Consider the following 16,946-nt stretch of genomic DNA (forward strand, 5'->3'; position numbering starts at 1 on the left):
CGAGGTCTCTCCTTGTTGCTGGCCTTGTTTCTGGCCCTGCTTCTGGAAAGAGATGTCGGAAACGGGGTCGCCAGCGTCAATCTTGATCAATATAATCAACATATGAGCTGGATTGATCGACCTACCGCCCTTACCCGTCTCGGGGTGAAACCCCAGACGCTCTACGCCTATGTCAGCCGCGGGCACATTGCCTCCCGCCCACACGACAGCGATCCGCGCAGCAGTCTCTATTCGCTTGAGGATATCGAGACCTTCCTGAAACGCCGCCGCGCCGGGCGCGCCCGCAGCGCTGTGGCCAAAGCGGCCATCTCATGGGGCGACCCGGTGATGGAGACCGGCATCACCACGGTGCGCTCTGGCAGGCTGATCTATCGCGGAGAAGACGCCCTCGCCCTCTCCGAGCAAATGACGCTTGAAGCGGTCGCCGCCTGGCTTTGGCAGACCGATGAAACACCCATACCGGAGGACCCTGATCCGAAACCTATAACCAGCGCTTCCGGCAAGGCCCGCCTCCTCAGTTTTCTCGCAGACGAAGCGGCGCATGCCCCACATGGGTTAGGCCGCGACCCGTCCGATCTGAAAACTGATGCCGCCCACCTGCTACATGGCGCGGCCACCGCCATCACCGGCCAGACCGGCCCCGCCCCCTTCCACGAAAAACTTGCCCAGGTCTGGCAACTGGATGCCCGGGGCGCCGATCTCGTGCGCCGCGCGCTCGTCCTGGTCGCCGACCATGAGCTCAACCCGTCCACCTTCGCCGCGCGTGTGGCCGCCTCAACAGGCGCACCGCTCGCCGCATCGGCCCTGGCCGGCTGCGCCACACTCACCGGCCCACTTCACGGCGAAGCCTCGGCCCGCGCGCTCGCTTATCTCCGCGCAGCGCTTGAGACATCGCCGGAGGACGCACTCTCTGCCATCGCCTCACGCGGGGAACGTATCCCTGCCGTCGGCCATGCACTCTATCCTGCCGGGGACCCCCGCGCTGCTGCGCTCCTGCGCTGGTTGAAACCGGACGCGGCCCTGAAACGCGCCATCCGGGCCGCCGAGCAGGCCTCGGGAGAAACAGCCAATGTCGACATGGCCCTCGCCGCCCTCACCCTTGCGCTGGATCTGCCGGGCGACGCGCCATTCCTGATCTTCGCCAGCGGACGCATGGCGGGCTGGATCGCGCACGCGATCGAGCAGCACAGCTCCGGACAGCTGATCCGCCCCCGGGCGACCTACACCGGCAGCTAAAGCGCGCCGCGCGGCGCGTCTGCCGCTCCAATACGGCGGGTTGCTTCCTCAAGGGCGGCCTGACGCACATCGGCGGCGATGTCAGACTCCGGCAGGGTCCGCGCCAGCACCATGCCGCCAACACAAAGCGCAGCCAGCACCTGGGACTGGCGCCGTGCATCACTATGCGCCGGGCCGAGATTATCCTCGAACAGGCCGACCATGGCCTTGAGCAGCGTCTCATACGCCTCCTGGACATCCGGACGGCTGCGGGAGACATCGCCAGACAGCGCTATCAGCGGGCACTGGCCTTCCACATCGTTCAGATGCTCTTCGGACAGATAACTCTCCACCATCCGTGCCGCCATGGCGGGGGCGTCCACGTCCGGGTCGATCCCCGCGTCGGCGCGCCATTCGGCGCCCCGCCCCATCAGGAAGCTCGACACGGCTGCCAGAAACAGGTCTTCCTTGCTCTGGAAGTGATTGTAGAAACCACCGCGCGTCAGCTTCGCCTCCTTCATCACCATGTCGATCGTAACCCCGTCATAGCCATGACGGTTAAACAGACGGCGGGCGCACTCGACCACTCTATCCCGCGTTCTCTGCTTGTGCTCGGCGCTGTAGGGCATGGCGGCCTCCTCTTTCCGGTCAGCATAGCGCGCATCTAAATATGTTCTTGATCATATTTAGATGCGGTTGAAAACGGGGCCCTGCACGCAATTCAGCAGAAAGGACGCAGACCCATGCCCAAATTCGTATTCGCCTATCATGGCGGCAAGACATCGATGACGCCCGAGGAAGGCCAGGCCCACATGACGAACTGGCGTCAGTGGGTGCAAAGCCTTGGCCCCGCCATGATTGATCCCGGCCATGCCGTCGGCGCCTCTGTCACGGTCAGCACCAGCGGCGTCGAGGACAATGGCGGACCCAACCCGATCAGCGGCGTGTCCGTTGTCGAAGCGGAGACGCTGTCCGATGCCGTCACCATGGCGCAGCGCAGTCCGCATATCAGCATCGGCGGGTCGATCGAAGTCGCCGAAGTCCTGAACATGGAGATGTAACCCTCAATGGCCGGGCGCAGACGTCCCGGCCGCAGAAGGCTTAGCTCATGACATATGATGTAACCGTAATTTTCATCGCGCTGCTGACGATCTTGCAGATACCGGCGACGTTCGCCGTCGGCCTCTACCGGATCAAGACCGGCATCCTGCTATCGGACGGCGGCAACCAGATGCTGCTGCGCCGCATCCGCGCGCACGGAAACTTCACTGAAACTGTACCCATCACCCTCATCGCCATGGCGGCGGCCGATTATTCCGGTGCGAGTGACACGATGCTGTGGGCCGGTGGGACATCCCTGCTGGCAGGCCGTATCATTCACTACTTCACCATCGCCCTGACGGATGGTCAGGGTCTGCTGAGGGCTGCCGGCATGTTGCTGACCTTCGGCGCGATGCTGACCTTTGCCCTCTATGGGCTGGTTCAGAACTGGCCGCTATAACGCAAACCGGGATGCGGAGAGGTCTCCGCATCCCGGCAATGCTTCAACTGCGATGTGTGGCAGGCCCTCGCCCAGCGTCTCGCGCTGATAGGCGAACGCGGCGCCTTCCCGCGCCCCAAAAAACCTCAGGCCGACCCGCTCGCCGCATGCGCCGGGCGATAGGCCTCCGCATCGGTGGTGAATTCAGCATGGCCATAGCGCGTCAGCAGCTTGCGGATGCGGCGCACCAGATGGCGATCTGTGACCTGCCGCAGCCCCGGCGTGCTCAGGGCCAGGCGGTAGGCCGCCATCCGCAGGGCAATCATCGGCGCGATCATGGCTGAGACCGCATATTCCTTGAAGCCGATGGGCACCCCAATCGTCCGCGCCATCTCATTGTCGCCCTGCAGGAAGAATTTCACGAACACCGTCCGTGCAAAGCGCCGTTCCAGTGCATCGAAAACCTTGTAGCCGAATGTCTTCTTTGGCGGCAGATATGCCGTCATTGTCGCGCGGATCAGCGCCCCGCAGGTCTCGTCCTCGAACCCCGCACGCAGCGTTCCATTCCGGGCATTCATGATGTCGACAATGCCTTGCGGCGTGTCCATCAACAGATCTTCCGGCAGACCGAGCAGGTAACAGCGATATCGGCTGAACTCGACGCGGGCGCGCTCAGCCGGTGTAAACTCCGTTCGTCCCGCATCCATCATCGCATAGGCCAGCAGGAAGACATCGATCAGGCCTGCCGGCATCTGGTCGACCTGCGGGATCGGGACCCCATAGGTCGGCACATCCCAGCCTTTCACTTTCCGCAAGACATTGAACCGCACCATGGAGTGCATCAGCCGCACCATGGCTGCCGCCTTGAACCCCTCGCCATGCCGCTCCAGCGCGCCCGGCAGTGTGGTGACGGAAAAGAAAGTCGCCGTCTCATTCACCCGGCGCGCGGACCCGGAATGACTAAGCGTCCCTGTCAGCGCCATCGGCAGCGCCGCATATTTGTTGAGGAAGGTGGCGAGAAATGCCCCGCGGATCATCCAGGGCGAGGTGATCGCCGTCGGCAGACGGTTCTGCCGCGCCCCCTCGGCCACAAGCTCCATGTCGAGCCAGGCCGGCTTCTTTTCCATCTCGGTGATCAGCGCGACAAGCTCAGCCGGCGCATCCGGCACCGCCTCCAGCCCCTTGTCGCATGCGGCCTCCAGCATACCGATCAGCTTGCGGAAGCCCAATTGTGGCATCAGCGCCGCATAGGCGTCGGCCGTCACATCTCCCAGCATCGTATAGGCGCGCACCCGGTCAATCATCTCCTGCGGTGGCGGGGTGAACTGCTTGTGGCCTGCGGCAACGCTGTCGGACGGATCGGCGGTGAACCGCTCCGGGGTCACATCGAAATTCACCTCGCCATACATCACCGGCAAGGCCGTCTTCTGGAACTCGATCCGCTCATGGACGTGGGTCAGGTCATTCGTCATGGGATGCTTTCGCGCTTGTATCTGAGGGTGAACCTCAATTATCTAAGCATTGCTCATATTTTCTACTCGCATTCCCGCCCGACCCGACTTCACCGCCAGCGCCGAACCCCAAATGGCTGAAAATAAAAGAAGAAATCCAAAGCAGGGCCGTGCTCGCGCAACGGTCGATGCAATTCTTGAGGCTAGCCTTCAGATTCTGGAGACCGAGGGCGAAGCGCGGCTGACGACAAATCACATCGCTGAAAAGGCCGGCGTCAGCATCGGAACGCTCTATCAGTATTTCTCTGACCGCAACGACATTCTCGCCGAACTCGGCCAGCGCCAGGCCGAAACCATGCGCAACGAGATTGCCGGTATTGTCGCTGCAGCGCCTGAGCAAGGCGCCATACGCGCCATCATACGTACGCTGATGCAGACAGGCGAGACATCTCCCACGACCCGCGCACTGGTCACCGATGCTCTGTTCCGAACCCGCGGCGAGGGCGTGCTTGGCACGCATCATCTGGCTTTCATGGACTCAGTCAGTGGCCAGACTGATCTCACCGCCAGCCTCTCAACCGAAGCCGCCTTCATCCTCACCCATGCGCCAATCAGCCTGCTGCGCGCCGCAGCCGCCGAACCCGAACTCGGATTGGATAGTGACAGGCTGGAAGACGAACTCGTCCGCCTGATGGAAAGCTATCTCGCCGCGCTCAGCGCCCGCTAGACCAGCTTCTGGGCCAGTTCCACAACAGCGTCCGACGTAATGCCGAACTTCTTGTAGAGGTCCTTGTAAGGCGCGCTCGCGCCAAAGCTGTCCATGCCGACAAAGCCGCCATCGAAGCCGATCCAACGATCCCAACCGAAGCGGACACCCGCCTCAACTGCGATGCGCGGCAGGCCTTCGCCCAGCGTCTCGCGCTGATAGGCGACGTCCTGCTGTTCGAACAGCTCCATGCACGGCATTGAGACAACGCGCGCGCTGATCCCGCTTTCTTTCAGCGCGGCCTGCGCCTGCATCGCGATCTCGACTTCTGAACCGGTGGCGATCAGCACGATCTTCTCCGCGCCGTCGCCGGAGGAGAGGATGTAGCCGCCCTTCGCCGACAAATTCTCATCGGTATGCGCCTTGCGGACGCTTTCCACCTTCTGGCGGGTCAGCGCGATGGTGGACGGGCCACCGGTATTCTTCAGCGCCAGTTCCCAGCACTCAGCGGTCTCAACGCCATCGGCAGGCCGGAACACCAGCATGTTCGGCATCGCGCGAAGGCTTGCGACATGCTCAACCGGCTGGTGGGTCGGGCCATCTTCGCCAAGGCCGATGGAATCATGCGTCATCACATGGATCACGCGCTCGCCCATCAGCGCGCCCAGACGGATCGCAGCGCGTGAATAATCAGCAAAGACGAGGAAGGTGCCGGAATAAGGGATGATGCCCTTATGCAGCGCCATGCCGTTCATTGCCGCCGCCATGCCATGCTCGCGCACGCCATAATGGATGTACCGGCCGCCCCAATTGTCTGGCGTCAGCGGTTCTGTCGCCTTGGTCTTGGTGTTGTTGGAGCCTGAAAGGTCAGCCGACCCGCCGACCATTTCCGGAATGGCCTTGGTCAGCTCTTCCAGCACAGCGCCGGACCATTGGCGTGTCGCCTTGTCTTCACCGCCATCAACGACAGCCTGCTTGTGGGCACGCACAACGGCTTCAATGTCGCCCAGCGCGCCGTCGAGCGCAGCGTCAAATTCGGCTTTCTTGGCAGACGATGCATGACGGGACGTCCACTCAGCATGTTGGCCAGCGGCATGCGCGCCTTCACGCTTCCAGGCGTCTTCAATGTCGGACGGCACTTCAAATGGCGCATGGGACCAGCCGATATTCTCGCGAATGCCAGCCACTTCGTCTGCGCCATATGGCCCGCCATGGGCCTTGCCCGTGCCGGCCAGCGTCGGCGCGCCGTAGCCGATGATCGTCTTGCAGGCGACCATGACAGGCTTGTCCTGCTTCTGCGCCCAGTCGAGCGCCTCGTAGATCTCTTCGGTATTGTGGCCATCGATCCGCTTGGTCGCCCAGCCGGCCGCTTCAAAGCGCGCGCACTGGTCGGTCGAATCAGAGAGGTCTGTGCCGCCATCAATGGTGACCGCATTGTCGTCGAACAGGACGATCAGCTTGTTGAGCTTCATATGCCCGGCGAGCGTAATCGCTTCCTGGCTGACGCCTTCCATAAGACAGCCATCGCCCGCGATGACCCAGGTCTTGTGATCCACCAGATCGTCGCCAAAGCGCGCATTCAGATGCCGCTCAGCCATCGCCATGCCGACAGCGGTAGCAATGCCCTGACCCAGAGGCCCGGTCGTTGTCTCGACGCCTGGCGTGACAAAATTCTCCGGATGGCCCGGCGTGCTTGCGCCCAGCTGGCGGAAATTGCGGATATCGTCGCGGCTGACGCTGTCATATCCGGTGAGGTGAAGCAGCGAATAGATCAGCATCGACCCATGGCCCGCCGACAGAACGAAGCGGTCACGGTCAGGCCAGAAAGGCGCTTTCGGGTCATGTTTCAGATAGCGCGTCCAGAGCACTGTCGCGACATCTGCCATGCCCAGAGGCAGGCCGACATGGCCCGATTTGGCCTGTTCCACGGCATCCATCGACAAAGCGCGGATGGCGTTCGCCATATCCTTGTGTTCAACCGCCATAAATCACCTAATTGTTTTGCTTCGCTTTGGACGGTACGGACCTTTCCTGTCAACCTGCTTGGCGATATGGGCTGCATGCTGCTATCGGGGTGGAGATGGAAAAACTAAATTCGGCAACTGACCAGCTGGACGCGGCTCTTTCGCGCCTCGAGGGCGCGATAGAAAGCCTGTTCGAAAGAGCAGGCGATCCGGGCGTGGTTCGCCGCGAACTCGCCGCTATGGCGCAAGATCGTGCCAACCTTGCCGAAGAGCTGGACGCCTCCATGGCCCGCGAACAACAACTGCAAAAACTTGCCGACGAGGCGTCCGCCGCCCTCGGCTCTGCTATTGATGAAGTTCGCGCCGCCCTCAATCGGAATGAGGGAAGCTGATGGCCAAGGCAGACATAACGATTCGCGGCCGCCAATACTCAGTCGCCTGCGCCCCCGGACAGGAAGGGCGCCTGGTTGAGCTTTCAAAAGACCTCGACACCCGAGTTCACCAGATCGCTGAAGCGGTCGGCGACATTGGCGAAGCGCGCCTCTTGCTGGTCGCAGCCCTCGCCCTGCTTGATGAGCTTGATGCTGCCACCAAGACCTCACCCAGCGAACTCAGCGCCCAAAAAGCCGCCGCAGCGCTCAGCGGCGCAGCCCGCCGGATCGAAGCGCTTGCGAAGAAGGTCGAGGCCGGCCAGTGACCGCCCCCCGCGATCTCAGCGTTCTTATTCCCTTCTACAATGAAGCTGGAAACGTCCTGCCCCTGCTGGACGAAATCCACGGCGCCTTGGCAGGTCTCAATTATGAGATCGTCTGCGTGAACGATTGCTCGGCTGATTCCACCGGCGCCGAACTCATCGAGGCCCAGACCGCCCATCCGGACCGCGTCCTCATCCGCACCCATGTCCAACGCGCGGGCAAATCCGCCGCCCTGATGACCGGCCTGCGTGATGTGTCAGGCAAGTGGACGCAGCTTCTCGACGGCGACGGCCAGAACGACATTGCCGATACGCGCCGCCTCTGGGACGAGATTGTCGCCCCCGGCAAGACCGGACGCCTCGGCCTCATCGCGGGCAAGCGCAAGAGCCGCAATGATTCAGGCTTCAAATGGCTGCAGTCGCGCATCGCCAATGGCGTGCGGCGCTTCATGCTGCGTGATGATGCGACCGATACCGGCTGCGGCTGGAAGCTGATGCGCACCGACGCCTTTCGCGAGCTTCCCTATTTCGCGTCCATGCACCGCTTTCTGCCGGCCTTGTTCAAGCGCGCCGGCTGGGAGGTTCGCGAAGAACTGGTGAATGACCGTCGCCGCTGGCATGGCAGCTCGAAATACGGCTTTCTCGGACGCCTCGGCGCTGGCATTGCAGATCTGATCGGGATGTTCTGGCTGGTGCGCCGCGGTAAACCCGGCATCGCCGAAGAGTGGAATGATCCGCGCGCCGCCGATCAGGCAATCGACGCGAAAAAGTCCTCATAAAGCGGCGCAGCCTCAACCGACAGAAAGCCCGTCTGGACGCTTACACCAGCCTCCTTCAGCACGGCGCAGCCGCCGGACCCTTTCGGATGCTCATCCATCACAGCGACAAATACCTCACTGACCCCGGCATTGATCAGCCGAGTTGAGCAGGCATCTTCGCCCGTGGACCGCTCGCGGCACGGCTCAAGCGTGACATAGGCGACAGTGCCTTTGGGCAGCGGCCGCCTGAGCTTTTCAAGCGCCAGCTGTTCGGCATGCGGTCGCCCGCCATCGCCGGTGGCCGCTTCACTGATCCGGCTTCCATCCGGCCCGACAATAACGCAGCCAACGGCGGGGTTCGCGCCGGTGCGGCCATGCTGGGTCCGGGCGAGGGCAATCGCCCGGCGCATCTGATCTTCAGCAGACGGGATCATTCGAAGACAACCGTGCGAATACCGTTGAGGAAAACCCGGCCTTCGGCGTGGGCAGTTACGGCCCGTGTCAGAACACGCGCCTCGATGTCTCGTCCAATTTCGGCCATGCGTGCCGCCTTCATCCTGTGATCGATCGGGGCCACATCCTGCGCAATGATCGGGCCTTCATCGAGGTCGGCTGTCACATAGTGCGCCGACGCCCCAATCAGTTTCACGCCCCGCTTATGCGCCTGGTGATAGGGCTTGGCGCCTTTGAAGCTCGGCAGGAATGAGTGGTGAATATTGATACAACGCCCGGCAAGCTCGCGGCACAGATCATCTGACAAGACCTGCATGTACCGCGCCAGCACAACGAAGTCGCTGCCGGTTTGCGAAATGAGCTGCCGAAGCTGATCTTCAGCCTTGGTCTTGGTCTCCGCCGTTACCGGGACATGATGGAAAGGCAGATCGTGGCGCTCTGCCAGCCAGCGCGCATCCTCGTGATTGGACACGATGGCGCTGATCTCAGCCCCCAATTGTCCACGGCGATGGCGATACAGAAGATCGTTCAGACAATGATCGCCCTTCGAGACGAGGATCAGTGCCCGCGGCTCATCCTTTTTGGGTCTGAGGGACCAGTCCATCTCGCGCTTGCGCGCAAGGTCGGCAAAGCCCGCCTCAAACGTCGCCGGATTAAACGCTTCAGGCGCGGCAAATTCAGCCCAGATGAAAAATCGCCCGGTTTCAGCATCGCCAAAGTCCTGGCTCTCCAGAACATTCAGCCCGGCCTGCGCCAGATACGTCGCGACATCCGCCACGATGCCAATGGCATCAGGCGCTGCCGCACGCAGGATGTAGGCCTTGCCGCTCAATTTCGTCTCACGGAAGCGCTGGCAGGTCGGTCGCCCGCGACCCGTCAAGATACCGCGCGGACACAGGCTTCAAGCCCTCGTCCAGCTCGATCAGCAATGGGTTGCCGGTCGGGATCTCGACACCGGTAATCGTCTCATCCGGCACCTGGAACAGATGCTTCACCAGCGCGCGCAGCGAATTGCCATGCGCCGCGATCACCGTATCGGTGCCGTCGCGCAGCTTCGGCGAAATCGTCTCATGCCAGTAAGGCAGAACCCGCTCCAGCGTCAGCTTCAGGCTCTCGGTCGTCGGGACAGTCACGCCCTCATAGCGCGGGTCTTTCGACAGATCGAACTTGCTGCCCGCTTCCATTTCTGGCGGCGGAATGTCGTAGGAACGGCGCCAGACATGAACCTGATCGGCGCCATGCTTCTCAGCGGTCTCTTTCTTGTCGAGCCCCGTCAGCCCACCATAATGACGCTCATTCAGGCGCCAGTGCTTTTCCACCGGCAGCCAGACGCGGTTCATTTCTGTCAGGGTCAGCCAGAGCGTCCGGATGGCCCGTGTCTGAACGCTTGAAAAGGCTTGACGCGGCTCGAAACCGGCCTCTTTGAGCAACTCGCCTGCGCGCTTGGCCTCAGCCTCGCCCTTCGACGTCAGATCAGCGTCCCACCATCCGGTGAACCGGTTCTCGAGATTCCACTGGCTCTGGCCGTGACGGATAAGGGCAAGAATAGGCATGGGAGGTCCTGTCTGTCGTAGGAGTCGTATAAAGTTCGCGCTCTTAAAGCTCAGACGCCGCTTACGCGCAACAGTTCGGCGAAAGCGAGCACGACATGATAGCCGGTCGAGGCAGGCATCGTGTCAGACGCCAACTGGCCATCAGCATGATACTGATCGATCCAGCCACCTTCCGGGGTGAGGTATTCATCCATCAACACATCGAAGCACTGGACGGCGCGCGCATCACAATGCTCGTCGGCGTCCAGCTCCAGCATGGCGAGATGGGCCTTCAGCGCCTCGGTCTGCATCCAGGCCCGCCTCGATCCATCGACAATCTGCCCGCCGCGCGTGCACCCGGCAAAGACCCGGCCGTCCTGATCAAGGGTCTTGAGGCCCGTATCATAGAGCTTTGCCATGGCCGGGTTGAGGTCATCACCCGTCAGATCCGCATGGCGTTGCAGCAGCCACACCCACTCAAACTGATGGCCAGGTTCGACATAGTCATGCGCCTGCCCGGTCTCTGGCGACCAGTCCGGCTTGAAATACTCGCCCAGCGTACCGGTATCGGCCTCGAACATCTTTTCATCAAACAGCGCAACAATCGCCCGCGCGCGATCAAGATAACCGCCCTCCGGATTGGAGTTATGCAGCGCGTGAAAGGCTTCCAGCAGATGCATATGCGGGTTCTGTAGACGCTGCGGGCCACGCGGCAATGTCTCGGCAAACCCGCCATGGTCGGCATCAGACAGTTTCGCATCCACGGCTGTCAGAAGGCTACGCGCATGCCCGAGCGCCTCATCATGATCGCTCATCGAAGCCTCGGCGAGCGCAAACAGCGTAAATGCGATGTCGTAGAGATCGGCCGTGTCATCGATCAGGCCACCGCCATCGCTGGCCAGCAGACGCCCGACCAGACCATCAGGGCGCTGCGCCGGGCCGGTGAGTGTACCGACCCCCATCGACACCAGCCGCTCCGCGCGATCTGGCTCCCAGCCGAGCTTCAGCGCCTGGCTGAAAACATAGGTCTGGCGCGCCTGCACCCGCACCCGCGAGCTGTCCCTGTCGACCGGGCGGTGGGTAATGTCCAACGCCTCACGAAACAGATTGTTTGGTCCGACGCCGTCGCGGCTCCAGAGCGGGAAACAGCCTTCGAGCATCCAGTAGCGTGCTTCGCGCGCACGCCGCTTCAGGGCAGACGATGTCATTGAAATCTACTCCGATGGGTTTTCGGCTCGATTCGACGGAGTGTCATTGCTATCAAGCGCTCAGCGTGTTTTCCAGCTTATTCACAAGTGAACTTCCGCAGGCAAAGGATCGGCCCGCCAATATGTCTGACAAGATCTTCTTTTTTGGCGCGTTCCTCGTCGCCATCCTGCTCGTCACGCTCGCTCTGCTCCCGGGAATGAACCAGATGCCCACTGGCCCCGTCAGCGGCGGCAATACAGACTACACCCGCATTGAGATCAGCGGCGACCAGCTCAATCGCATGGTGGCCGGCGGCGCCTCGGACATCTCGCTAGAGCGCGTCGATGGCCAGACCGTGCTGCGCATCGAGGTTGAGGCCGACACGCTCAGCGAAGACCCTTTGCGCGGGCCGCATTTCGTGCTGGCGGCAGACCTTGAAACCGTCTTCGCTGACCGCAAGCTCAAAATTACGGTCCGCGCCCGCGCCGCAGACCGGTACGGCGCCGAAGGCATCCGGATCAATTACGCCGTCGGCAATGCCGAGTCCTCTGGCTGGCAGGACTTCGGCATGACGCGCGAATTTCAGGATGTGAGCTTTGAGTACATCCTGCCTCCCCGCAATGTTGGCAGCGAACAAGGCTATGACTATCTCGCCATCCGCCCGGAAGTCCCGGAAAAACAGCGCGCGGTCTATGTCCAGTCCGTGATCTTTGAACCAATTGGGCCACCCCGCTCAGCCGTGGCACCTTGATCGAGACCTGGTAAGCTCATGGCCGACCATCAACAGACACGCCGTTTCTGCCGTCCCGTCCTGATCGCCTGCCTCGCCCTCATCGGCTTGTCAGCCTGCCAGACACGCCCGGTGACCATCGTGCCCGCAACGCAGGGAGAGGTCATTCGCGTGTCAGATGACACACACGTCTCCGGCGCACGAATTCTTGTGATCGGAGCCGAAGTCGAGGCTATTTCCGGCGATGACGGCGCCTTCACCCTGCCCGCCCAGACCACAACGACCACTTCCGTCCCCCTGCCCGTCTCTGGCGTGTTCCGCAAAACGGCGGTGCTAAAAGCCGTCACAGACGACGCCCGCGGCTATGGCCCGGCCGATTTCATCAGCATTTCGGACACTGCGCTCCACCCGGTGAACCTCTTTCTCCTGCCCCCCACCGCGCCCTATGACACCGGTGATATCCCGGCGGACTGCGAACTCCCGGATGAAGCGATTTACGCCCTTCAGCTACTGGATCGGTCAGACTGGCTCCGCACCGCGCTCGCCGACACGCCCGAATATCGCTTTTCCCTGACAAGCTGGCTCGACCGGACGCTGGTTCGAGAACTACCGGACACGTGCGAGATACCGCTCGCTCAGCTAACCGGCTGGAATGCTGAGATCAATGCGCTCGACGCGGCAGCGGACTAGAGCGCCGAGCCGCCCAATCCACCGGATAAAGTTACCAGAAATTGCCAATCGGTTAACCAACCGGTCACTCTCCCTGTGGCATGGCGAGAGACTATGTCATTTCGCGCCTCCCTCCTGCTTGTGCCTCTCGCCTTTGTGTTGCTCGCCGCAACACCGAGCGAGTACACGCGCGAAGAGTTAAAAGCGCTCGAAGCCCAGAAAGAGGCGGCGCTTCGCCAACTCAAAGCCCTTGAAGAGGCCGAGACCAGTAGCGTTCAGGACGTTACACAGTTGGAGCAAAGCCTGATCGCCGCCGCGCTCGAAAGCCGTCGCCGCGAAGAGCAGGCCGCCGCGTCAGAGCTCAAGCTTATCGATCTCTCGACCCGTCTCGCCGGGGCCCGCCGCGAAATGCTCGAAGGCAATGCCAACCTTGAAGACATCATGGCGAGCCTCGCGGTCTCAGGCCGCCACCGTCCGCCGGCGCTTGTCGCCTCGCCGGGGGAGGCCAATTCCGCCATCCGCGCCGCCATCGTCATGGGCGCAACTGCCCCGGCGCTGAATGAAAAGACAAAACGCCTTGCTGGCGAAATCGACGCGATGAAAGCGCTGGAAGTCTCGATCAAGCGCGAGCAGGCCCGCCTTGAGGCCACCGAAGCCCGGCTTGCGGTCAAACAGGCCGAGATCGAGAAGCTTGTGGCCGCCAAACGCGCCCAGTATGAAAGCGTCACCGACGAGGCCTCAGCCCTGCGCGCCCGTGTCGACAAGATCGGTTCGGAAGCTGAAACGCTGCGGGACCTGCTGATCGCGCTCGAAAATGCGGCCCCGCGCGCCCCCGGCATGAAGCCGACCGCAAAAATCCAGCTCGCCGCCAGTTCCGTGCGCACACCGAGCGTCTCAAATCCCGTGATTTCAGACGCCCCGAAAACATCGACGCCTGCGCTCAGAAACCTCAAACCGCTTGGAAACAGTGCGATTGGCGGGCTGCAGCGTCCAGTTTCCGGCATGGTCGCCCGTAGCTGGGGCGACAAGCTGCCGGGCGGGGAATCCTCCAAAGGCATCTACATTCAGCCGCGCCCAAATTCAGACGTTGTGGCCCCTGTAGACGGCAAGATCGAGTATGCCGGCATGTTCCGCAGCTACGGTCAACTCTTGATCATTTCGACAAGTGATGGGTACCATATTCTCCTCAGCGGAATGGCCCGCATCCACGGCACCCCCGGACAGACCGTAAAGTCCGGTGAACCGGTCGGACGCATGCCAGACCGTGAAATACCGCCGCCGGAACTCTATCTAGAAGTCAGGCGGTCGGGCGAACCAATGGATCCAGCTCGCTGGATGAAAGGCGGTTAGCCGCCAAGGGAGAGTAAAGCGATGCGTGCAATGCTGACCGGTGCGGCAATTGGTGTGGTTCTCGGCGGCCTCGCCGTCGGCGTTTCCTCTTTCGCTTGGCCTGATGCCCAGCCGGTGGACAGCCGCGCTGAAACCTATCGCCAGCTCGACCTGTTTGCCGAAGTCCTGGCGCGTGCGCGCGCTGACTATGTCACCGAGATTGACGAGAAAGAAGCCATGGAAGCGGCCATCAATGGCATGCTCGGCTCACTCGACCCGCATTCATCCTACATGTCCGCTGAAGACTTCGAGGCGATGCAGGTGCAGACCTCCGGCCAATATGGCGGCCTCGGAATTGAGGTCACGATGGAAGACGGCTTTGTCAAAGTCGTCACGCCCATGGATGACACGCCTGCCAGCCGCGCTGGCCTTGAAAGCGGTGACCTGCTGACCGCCATCAATGGCAAGCCGATTGTGGGTCTCAACATTGACGACGCCGTCCGCGATATGCGCGGCGAACCCGGCACCGAAATTATCGTCACTGTCCTGCGTGAAGGCGAAGATGCCTTCGACGTGACACTAGAGCGCGAAGTGATCCGCCCGAAATCGGTCACCTGGAAAGCGCTGGACGATGACATCGCCTATTTCCGTATCTCGACCTTCAATGAGCGGACAACTGAACTGCTTGAAGAGGCCATCTCCGAAGTCTCACGTGAAATCGGCGGGCGCCCTGCCGGCATCGTGCTCGATCTTCGCAATAATGGCGGCGGCCTGCTCGATCAGGCCATCTCCGTCAGCGACAAATTCCTGTCCGGCGGCGAAGTCGTCTCCACGATCGGCCGCAGGCCGGGCGATATTGCTCGCTACAATGCCCGCAAGGGTGAGGTCTTCAAGAACGTCCCGATGGTCGTTCTGATCAATAATGGCTCAGCCTCGGCCTCCGAGATTGTCGCAGGCGCCCTTCAGGACCGTGACCGCGCCACGGTTCTCGGCATGACAAGCTTCGGCAAAGGGTCGGTCCAGACGGTGATCCCGCTCGGCACCGATCGCGGCGCCATGCGCCTCACCACCTCGCGCTATTACACGCCAGCCGGACGCTCGATCCAGGCCACCGGCATCGAACCGGACATGGAAGTTGCCCAGGCCCGCGTCACCGAGGATGAACTTGACCGTATCCGCCGGTTCTCCGAGGCAGACCTGCCGCACGCCCTCACCAATGAGGACGGCGTGGAACGCCAGATTCCAAAACTGCCGGATGACCAGCCGCCAGAAGATTATGACGGCGAGGACTATCAGCTCGACCGCGCCATCCAGACGCTGCATGGCGGACTGCTGACCGCCAAGGAAACCGCCCAGCCGGGTTAACAGCGATTTGCGTTATCTTAACCTATCAAGGCCATCCTGAACGCTCGACGTCAGAATGGCCCTGGTAGGAGACGCAAGGCGATGAGCACCCGTGTTGCGAAGGACCCGTCTCCGCTGCGCAGCGGCCTCGTCCATGGTGCGATCAGTCTCACCGTTTTTTCTGGGCTGGCCTTTGTCGGCGGCGCGCTCATTCATTTCAAAGGCGATGCGAGTGCGGCCACCGAGGCCCGCCAGATCGCTCTGTTCGATGACAGCGAACCTGTCGCGCCCGCCCCCGTCCACAAGACGCGCTTCTCCCGCCTCGACGAAGACACAGCGCCCGTCCGCCCAACCACGGTCGCCTACGACCCGCCCGAGAACATCCAGTTTGCGGAGACGGATCTGCCAGATCTTGGCGTGACCTATGGCTCACCCAATGCAAAAGTGGTTCAGGTCGCCTCCAGTGAAGCGGCCGCAGACACGGTTCGCATCAATGGCGTTGCCGTCTCGACCGGCCAGTCCTGGCAAGCCTCGCGCCAGGAAACATCCCTTCCTAAGGCGCCCATCGATGCGGTTAGCGAACAGACCGCGCGCGGCCGCCTTCCTGCCATCTCCGCCGATGGCCGCACACCTGCAGGTGCCTATGCGCGCCCCTTCGCCAACCCTGAAGGCCGCCCGACCGTGTCTATCGTGCTCGGCGGGCTCGGGATCAATTACACGCACACCAAATCCGCAATCGATGAGCTTCCGCCGGAAATCACGCTCTCTTTCGCCCCGACGGCCCGCGGCCTGCAGGGCTGGATCGACAAGGCCCGCGCCGCCGGACACGAAGTCCTGCTGGAAGTGCCGATGGAGCCTTACGACTTCGGCCGAGAGCGCCCGCACGCGCAGACGCTCTATGTCAACAATGATGCGCGCGATCTGACCTCCCGCCTCGAAACCCTGATGGCGAGCGCCACCGGCTATTTCGGGATCACCAATTATCAGGGCAGCAAGTTTGCGACGAACGAAGCCGCTACGGATGCTGTCATCAGCGTCCTTAAGGCGCGCGGCGTGGCTTTCGTGGAAGATGGCAGCCTCGCCCGCTCGAGCTTTCCAGATGCCGCCTCCTCTGCGGGCCTGCGCTTCAGACGCGCCGATACCCCGATCGATGTGCGCCCTGAAGGCGAGGATATTCAGGCCCGCCTGCTGGAGCTTGAAACCCTTGCGCTGGAAAATGGCAGCTCACTTGGCTCAGGCTTTGCCTACCCGATCACGATTGATCTACTGAAGGCCTGGACTGAGCAACTGGACGGAAAAGGCGTCGTCCTTGCGCCAGCTTCAGCTGTCACCCGGATCAACCGCGCGGACGCGGATCTGGCGAAATCTGCGGCCAACGACGCAAGCGACACTGGGCAATCGTCTGAAAAAACCCTAGATACAACTGGGTGACG

Annotated in this window: 19 protein-coding genes; 12 read left to right on the top strand and 7 right to left on the bottom strand. The window is 62.0% G+C overall.

The genetic code is table 11. The annotated features are described in order from the left end of the window. Window positions 1–12 precede the first annotated feature (12 nt). Window positions 13–1,236: a citrate synthase gene (locus tag B8783_RS13865; RefSeq protein ID WP_233355797.1), complete on the top strand. Its 1,224-nt coding sequence runs from the start codon at window positions 13–15 to the stop codon at window positions 1,234–1,236. On the opposite strand, the gene B8783_RS13870 is transcribed toward B8783_RS13865, so the two are convergent. Further along, a complete protein-coding gene (locus B8783_RS13870) occupies window positions 1,233–1,844 on the bottom strand; it encodes a TetR/AcrR family transcriptional regulator (RefSeq protein ID WP_084420693.1) in 612 nt (203 codons plus the stop codon). The genes B8783_RS13865 and B8783_RS13870 overlap by 4 nt on opposite strands. A 114-nt stretch (window positions 1,845–1,958) precedes the next feature. On the opposite strand from B8783_RS13870, the gene B8783_RS13875 reads away from it, so the two are divergent. Beyond that, entirely contained in the window at window positions 1,959–2,276 is a 318-nt protein-coding gene (locus B8783_RS13875; RefSeq protein ID WP_084420694.1) for a YciI family protein, read from the top strand. A 47-nt stretch (window positions 2,277–2,323) separates the two neighbouring features. Further along, window positions 2,324–2,716: an MAPEG family protein gene (locus B8783_RS13880; protein ID WP_084420695.1), complete on the top strand. Its 393-nt coding sequence runs from the start codon at window positions 2,324–2,326 to the stop codon at window positions 2,714–2,716. A 125-nt stretch (window positions 2,717–2,841) separates the two neighbouring features. Here the strand turns inward: B8783_RS13880 and B8783_RS13885 are convergent, their stop codons facing one another. Further along, window positions 2,842–4,167 (bottom strand): oxygenase MpaB family protein, encoded by a 1,326-nt coding sequence (locus B8783_RS13885; RefSeq protein ID WP_084420696.1) that lies wholly within the window; start codon window positions 4,165–4,167, stop codon window positions 2,842–2,844. A 112-nt stretch (window positions 4,168–4,279) separates the two neighbouring features. On the opposite strand from B8783_RS13885, the gene B8783_RS13890 reads away from it, so the two are divergent. After that, entirely contained in the window at window positions 4,280–4,873 is a 594-nt protein-coding gene (locus B8783_RS13890) for a TetR/AcrR family transcriptional regulator (RefSeq protein WP_084420697.1), read from the top strand. Here B8783_RS13890 and tkt read toward each other — a convergent pair. After that, a complete protein-coding gene (gene tkt / locus B8783_RS13895; protein ID WP_084420698.1) occupies window positions 4,870–6,837 on the bottom strand; it encodes a transketolase in 1,968 nt (655 codons plus the stop codon). The two genes, B8783_RS13890 and tkt, sit on opposite strands and share 4 nt — an antisense overlap. 95 nt (window positions 6,838–6,932) lie before the next feature. Here tkt and B8783_RS13900 point away from each other — a divergent pair, with 95 nt between their 5' ends. From B8783_RS13900 to B8783_RS13910, 3 genes are read left to right on the top strand one after another with little or no spacing between them, the layout of a single operon-like run. Continuing rightward, window positions 6,933–7,208 carry a DUF4164 family protein gene (locus tag B8783_RS13900; RefSeq protein ID WP_084420699.1) on the top strand — a complete coding sequence of 92 codons (276 nt, stop codon included), beginning with the start codon at window positions 6,933–6,935 and terminating at the stop codon, window positions 7,206–7,208. Next, window positions 7,208–7,513: a cell division protein ZapA gene (locus B8783_RS13905; RefSeq protein ID WP_084420700.1), complete on the top strand. Its 306-nt coding sequence runs from the start codon at window positions 7,208–7,210 to the stop codon at window positions 7,511–7,513. The genes B8783_RS13900 and B8783_RS13905 overlap by 1 nt, the downstream gene beginning before the upstream one ends. Next, entirely contained in the window at window positions 7,510–8,289 is a 780-nt protein-coding gene (locus B8783_RS13910) for a glycosyltransferase family 2 protein (protein WP_084420701.1), read from the top strand. The genes B8783_RS13905 and B8783_RS13910 overlap by 4 nt, the downstream gene beginning before the upstream one ends. Here the strand turns inward: B8783_RS13910 and B8783_RS13915 are convergent. From B8783_RS13915 to B8783_RS13930, 4 genes are read right to left on the bottom strand one after another with little or no spacing between them, the layout of a single operon-like run. Then, window positions 8,259–8,702 carry a riboflavin biosynthesis protein RibD gene (locus B8783_RS13915; protein WP_233355798.1) on the bottom strand — a complete coding sequence of 148 codons (444 nt, stop codon included), beginning with the start codon at window positions 8,700–8,702 and terminating at the stop codon, window positions 8,259–8,261. The two genes, B8783_RS13910 and B8783_RS13915, sit on opposite strands and share 31 nt — an antisense overlap. After that, the gene (purU, locus tag B8783_RS13920; protein ID WP_084420702.1) at window positions 8,699–9,553 is read right to left on the bottom strand and encodes a formyltetrahydrofolate deformylase; all 855 of its coding nucleotides are present in this window, start codon (window positions 9,551–9,553) and stop codon (window positions 8,699–8,701) included. Before purU ends, B8783_RS13915 begins: the two co-directional genes overlap by 4 nt. 7 nt (window positions 9,554–9,560) lie before the next feature. Beyond that, window positions 9,561–10,274 carry a 2,3-diphosphoglycerate-dependent phosphoglycerate mutase gene (gpmA, locus tag B8783_RS13925; RefSeq protein WP_084420703.1) on the bottom strand — a complete coding sequence of 238 codons (714 nt, stop codon included), beginning with the start codon at window positions 10,272–10,274 and terminating at the stop codon, window positions 9,561–9,563. A gap of 50 nt (window positions 10,275–10,324) precedes the next feature. Then, window positions 10,325–11,461, bottom strand: a complete 1,137-nt coding sequence (locus tag B8783_RS13930) for an AGE family epimerase/isomerase (protein ID WP_084420704.1) — start codon at window positions 11,459–11,461, stop codon at window positions 10,325–10,327. A gap of 122 nt (window positions 11,462–11,583) precedes the next feature. On the opposite strand from B8783_RS13930, the gene B8783_RS13935 reads away from it, so the two are divergent. The 5 genes from B8783_RS13935 (at window position 11,584) to B8783_RS13955 (ending at window position 16,944) form a co-directional block, all read left to right on the top strand. Next, window positions 11,584–12,192, top strand: a complete 609-nt coding sequence (locus tag B8783_RS13935; protein WP_139792374.1) for a hypothetical protein — start codon at window positions 11,584–11,586, stop codon at window positions 12,190–12,192. An 18-nt stretch (window positions 12,193–12,210) separates the two neighbouring features. Then, complete coding sequence (locus B8783_RS13940) at window positions 12,211–12,861, top strand: hypothetical protein (protein WP_084420706.1); 651 nt, start codon at window positions 12,211–12,213, stop codon at window positions 12,859–12,861. A gap of 93 nt (window positions 12,862–12,954) precedes the next feature. Then, window positions 12,955–14,190, top strand: a complete 1,236-nt coding sequence (locus tag B8783_RS13945; protein WP_084420707.1) for a murein hydrolase activator EnvC family protein — start codon at window positions 12,955–12,957, stop codon at window positions 14,188–14,190. Window positions 14,191–14,211: 21 nt separating this feature from the next. Beyond that, window positions 14,212–15,534 (top strand): S41 family peptidase, encoded by a 1,323-nt coding sequence (locus tag B8783_RS13950; RefSeq protein ID WP_233355799.1) that lies wholly within the window; start codon window positions 14,212–14,214, stop codon window positions 15,532–15,534. Window positions 15,535–15,615: 81 nt separating this feature from the next. Beyond that, complete coding sequence (locus B8783_RS13955) at window positions 15,616–16,944, top strand: divergent polysaccharide deacetylase family protein (protein WP_084420708.1); 1,329 nt, start codon at window positions 15,616–15,618, stop codon at window positions 16,942–16,944. The last annotated feature ends 2 nt before the right edge of the window (window positions 16,945–16,946 follow it).

The sequence above is a fragment of the Henriciella litoralis genome (assembly GCF_002088935.1).
Taxonomy (GTDB): domain Bacteria; phylum Pseudomonadota; class Alphaproteobacteria; order Caulobacterales; family Hyphomonadaceae; genus Henriciella; species Henriciella litoralis.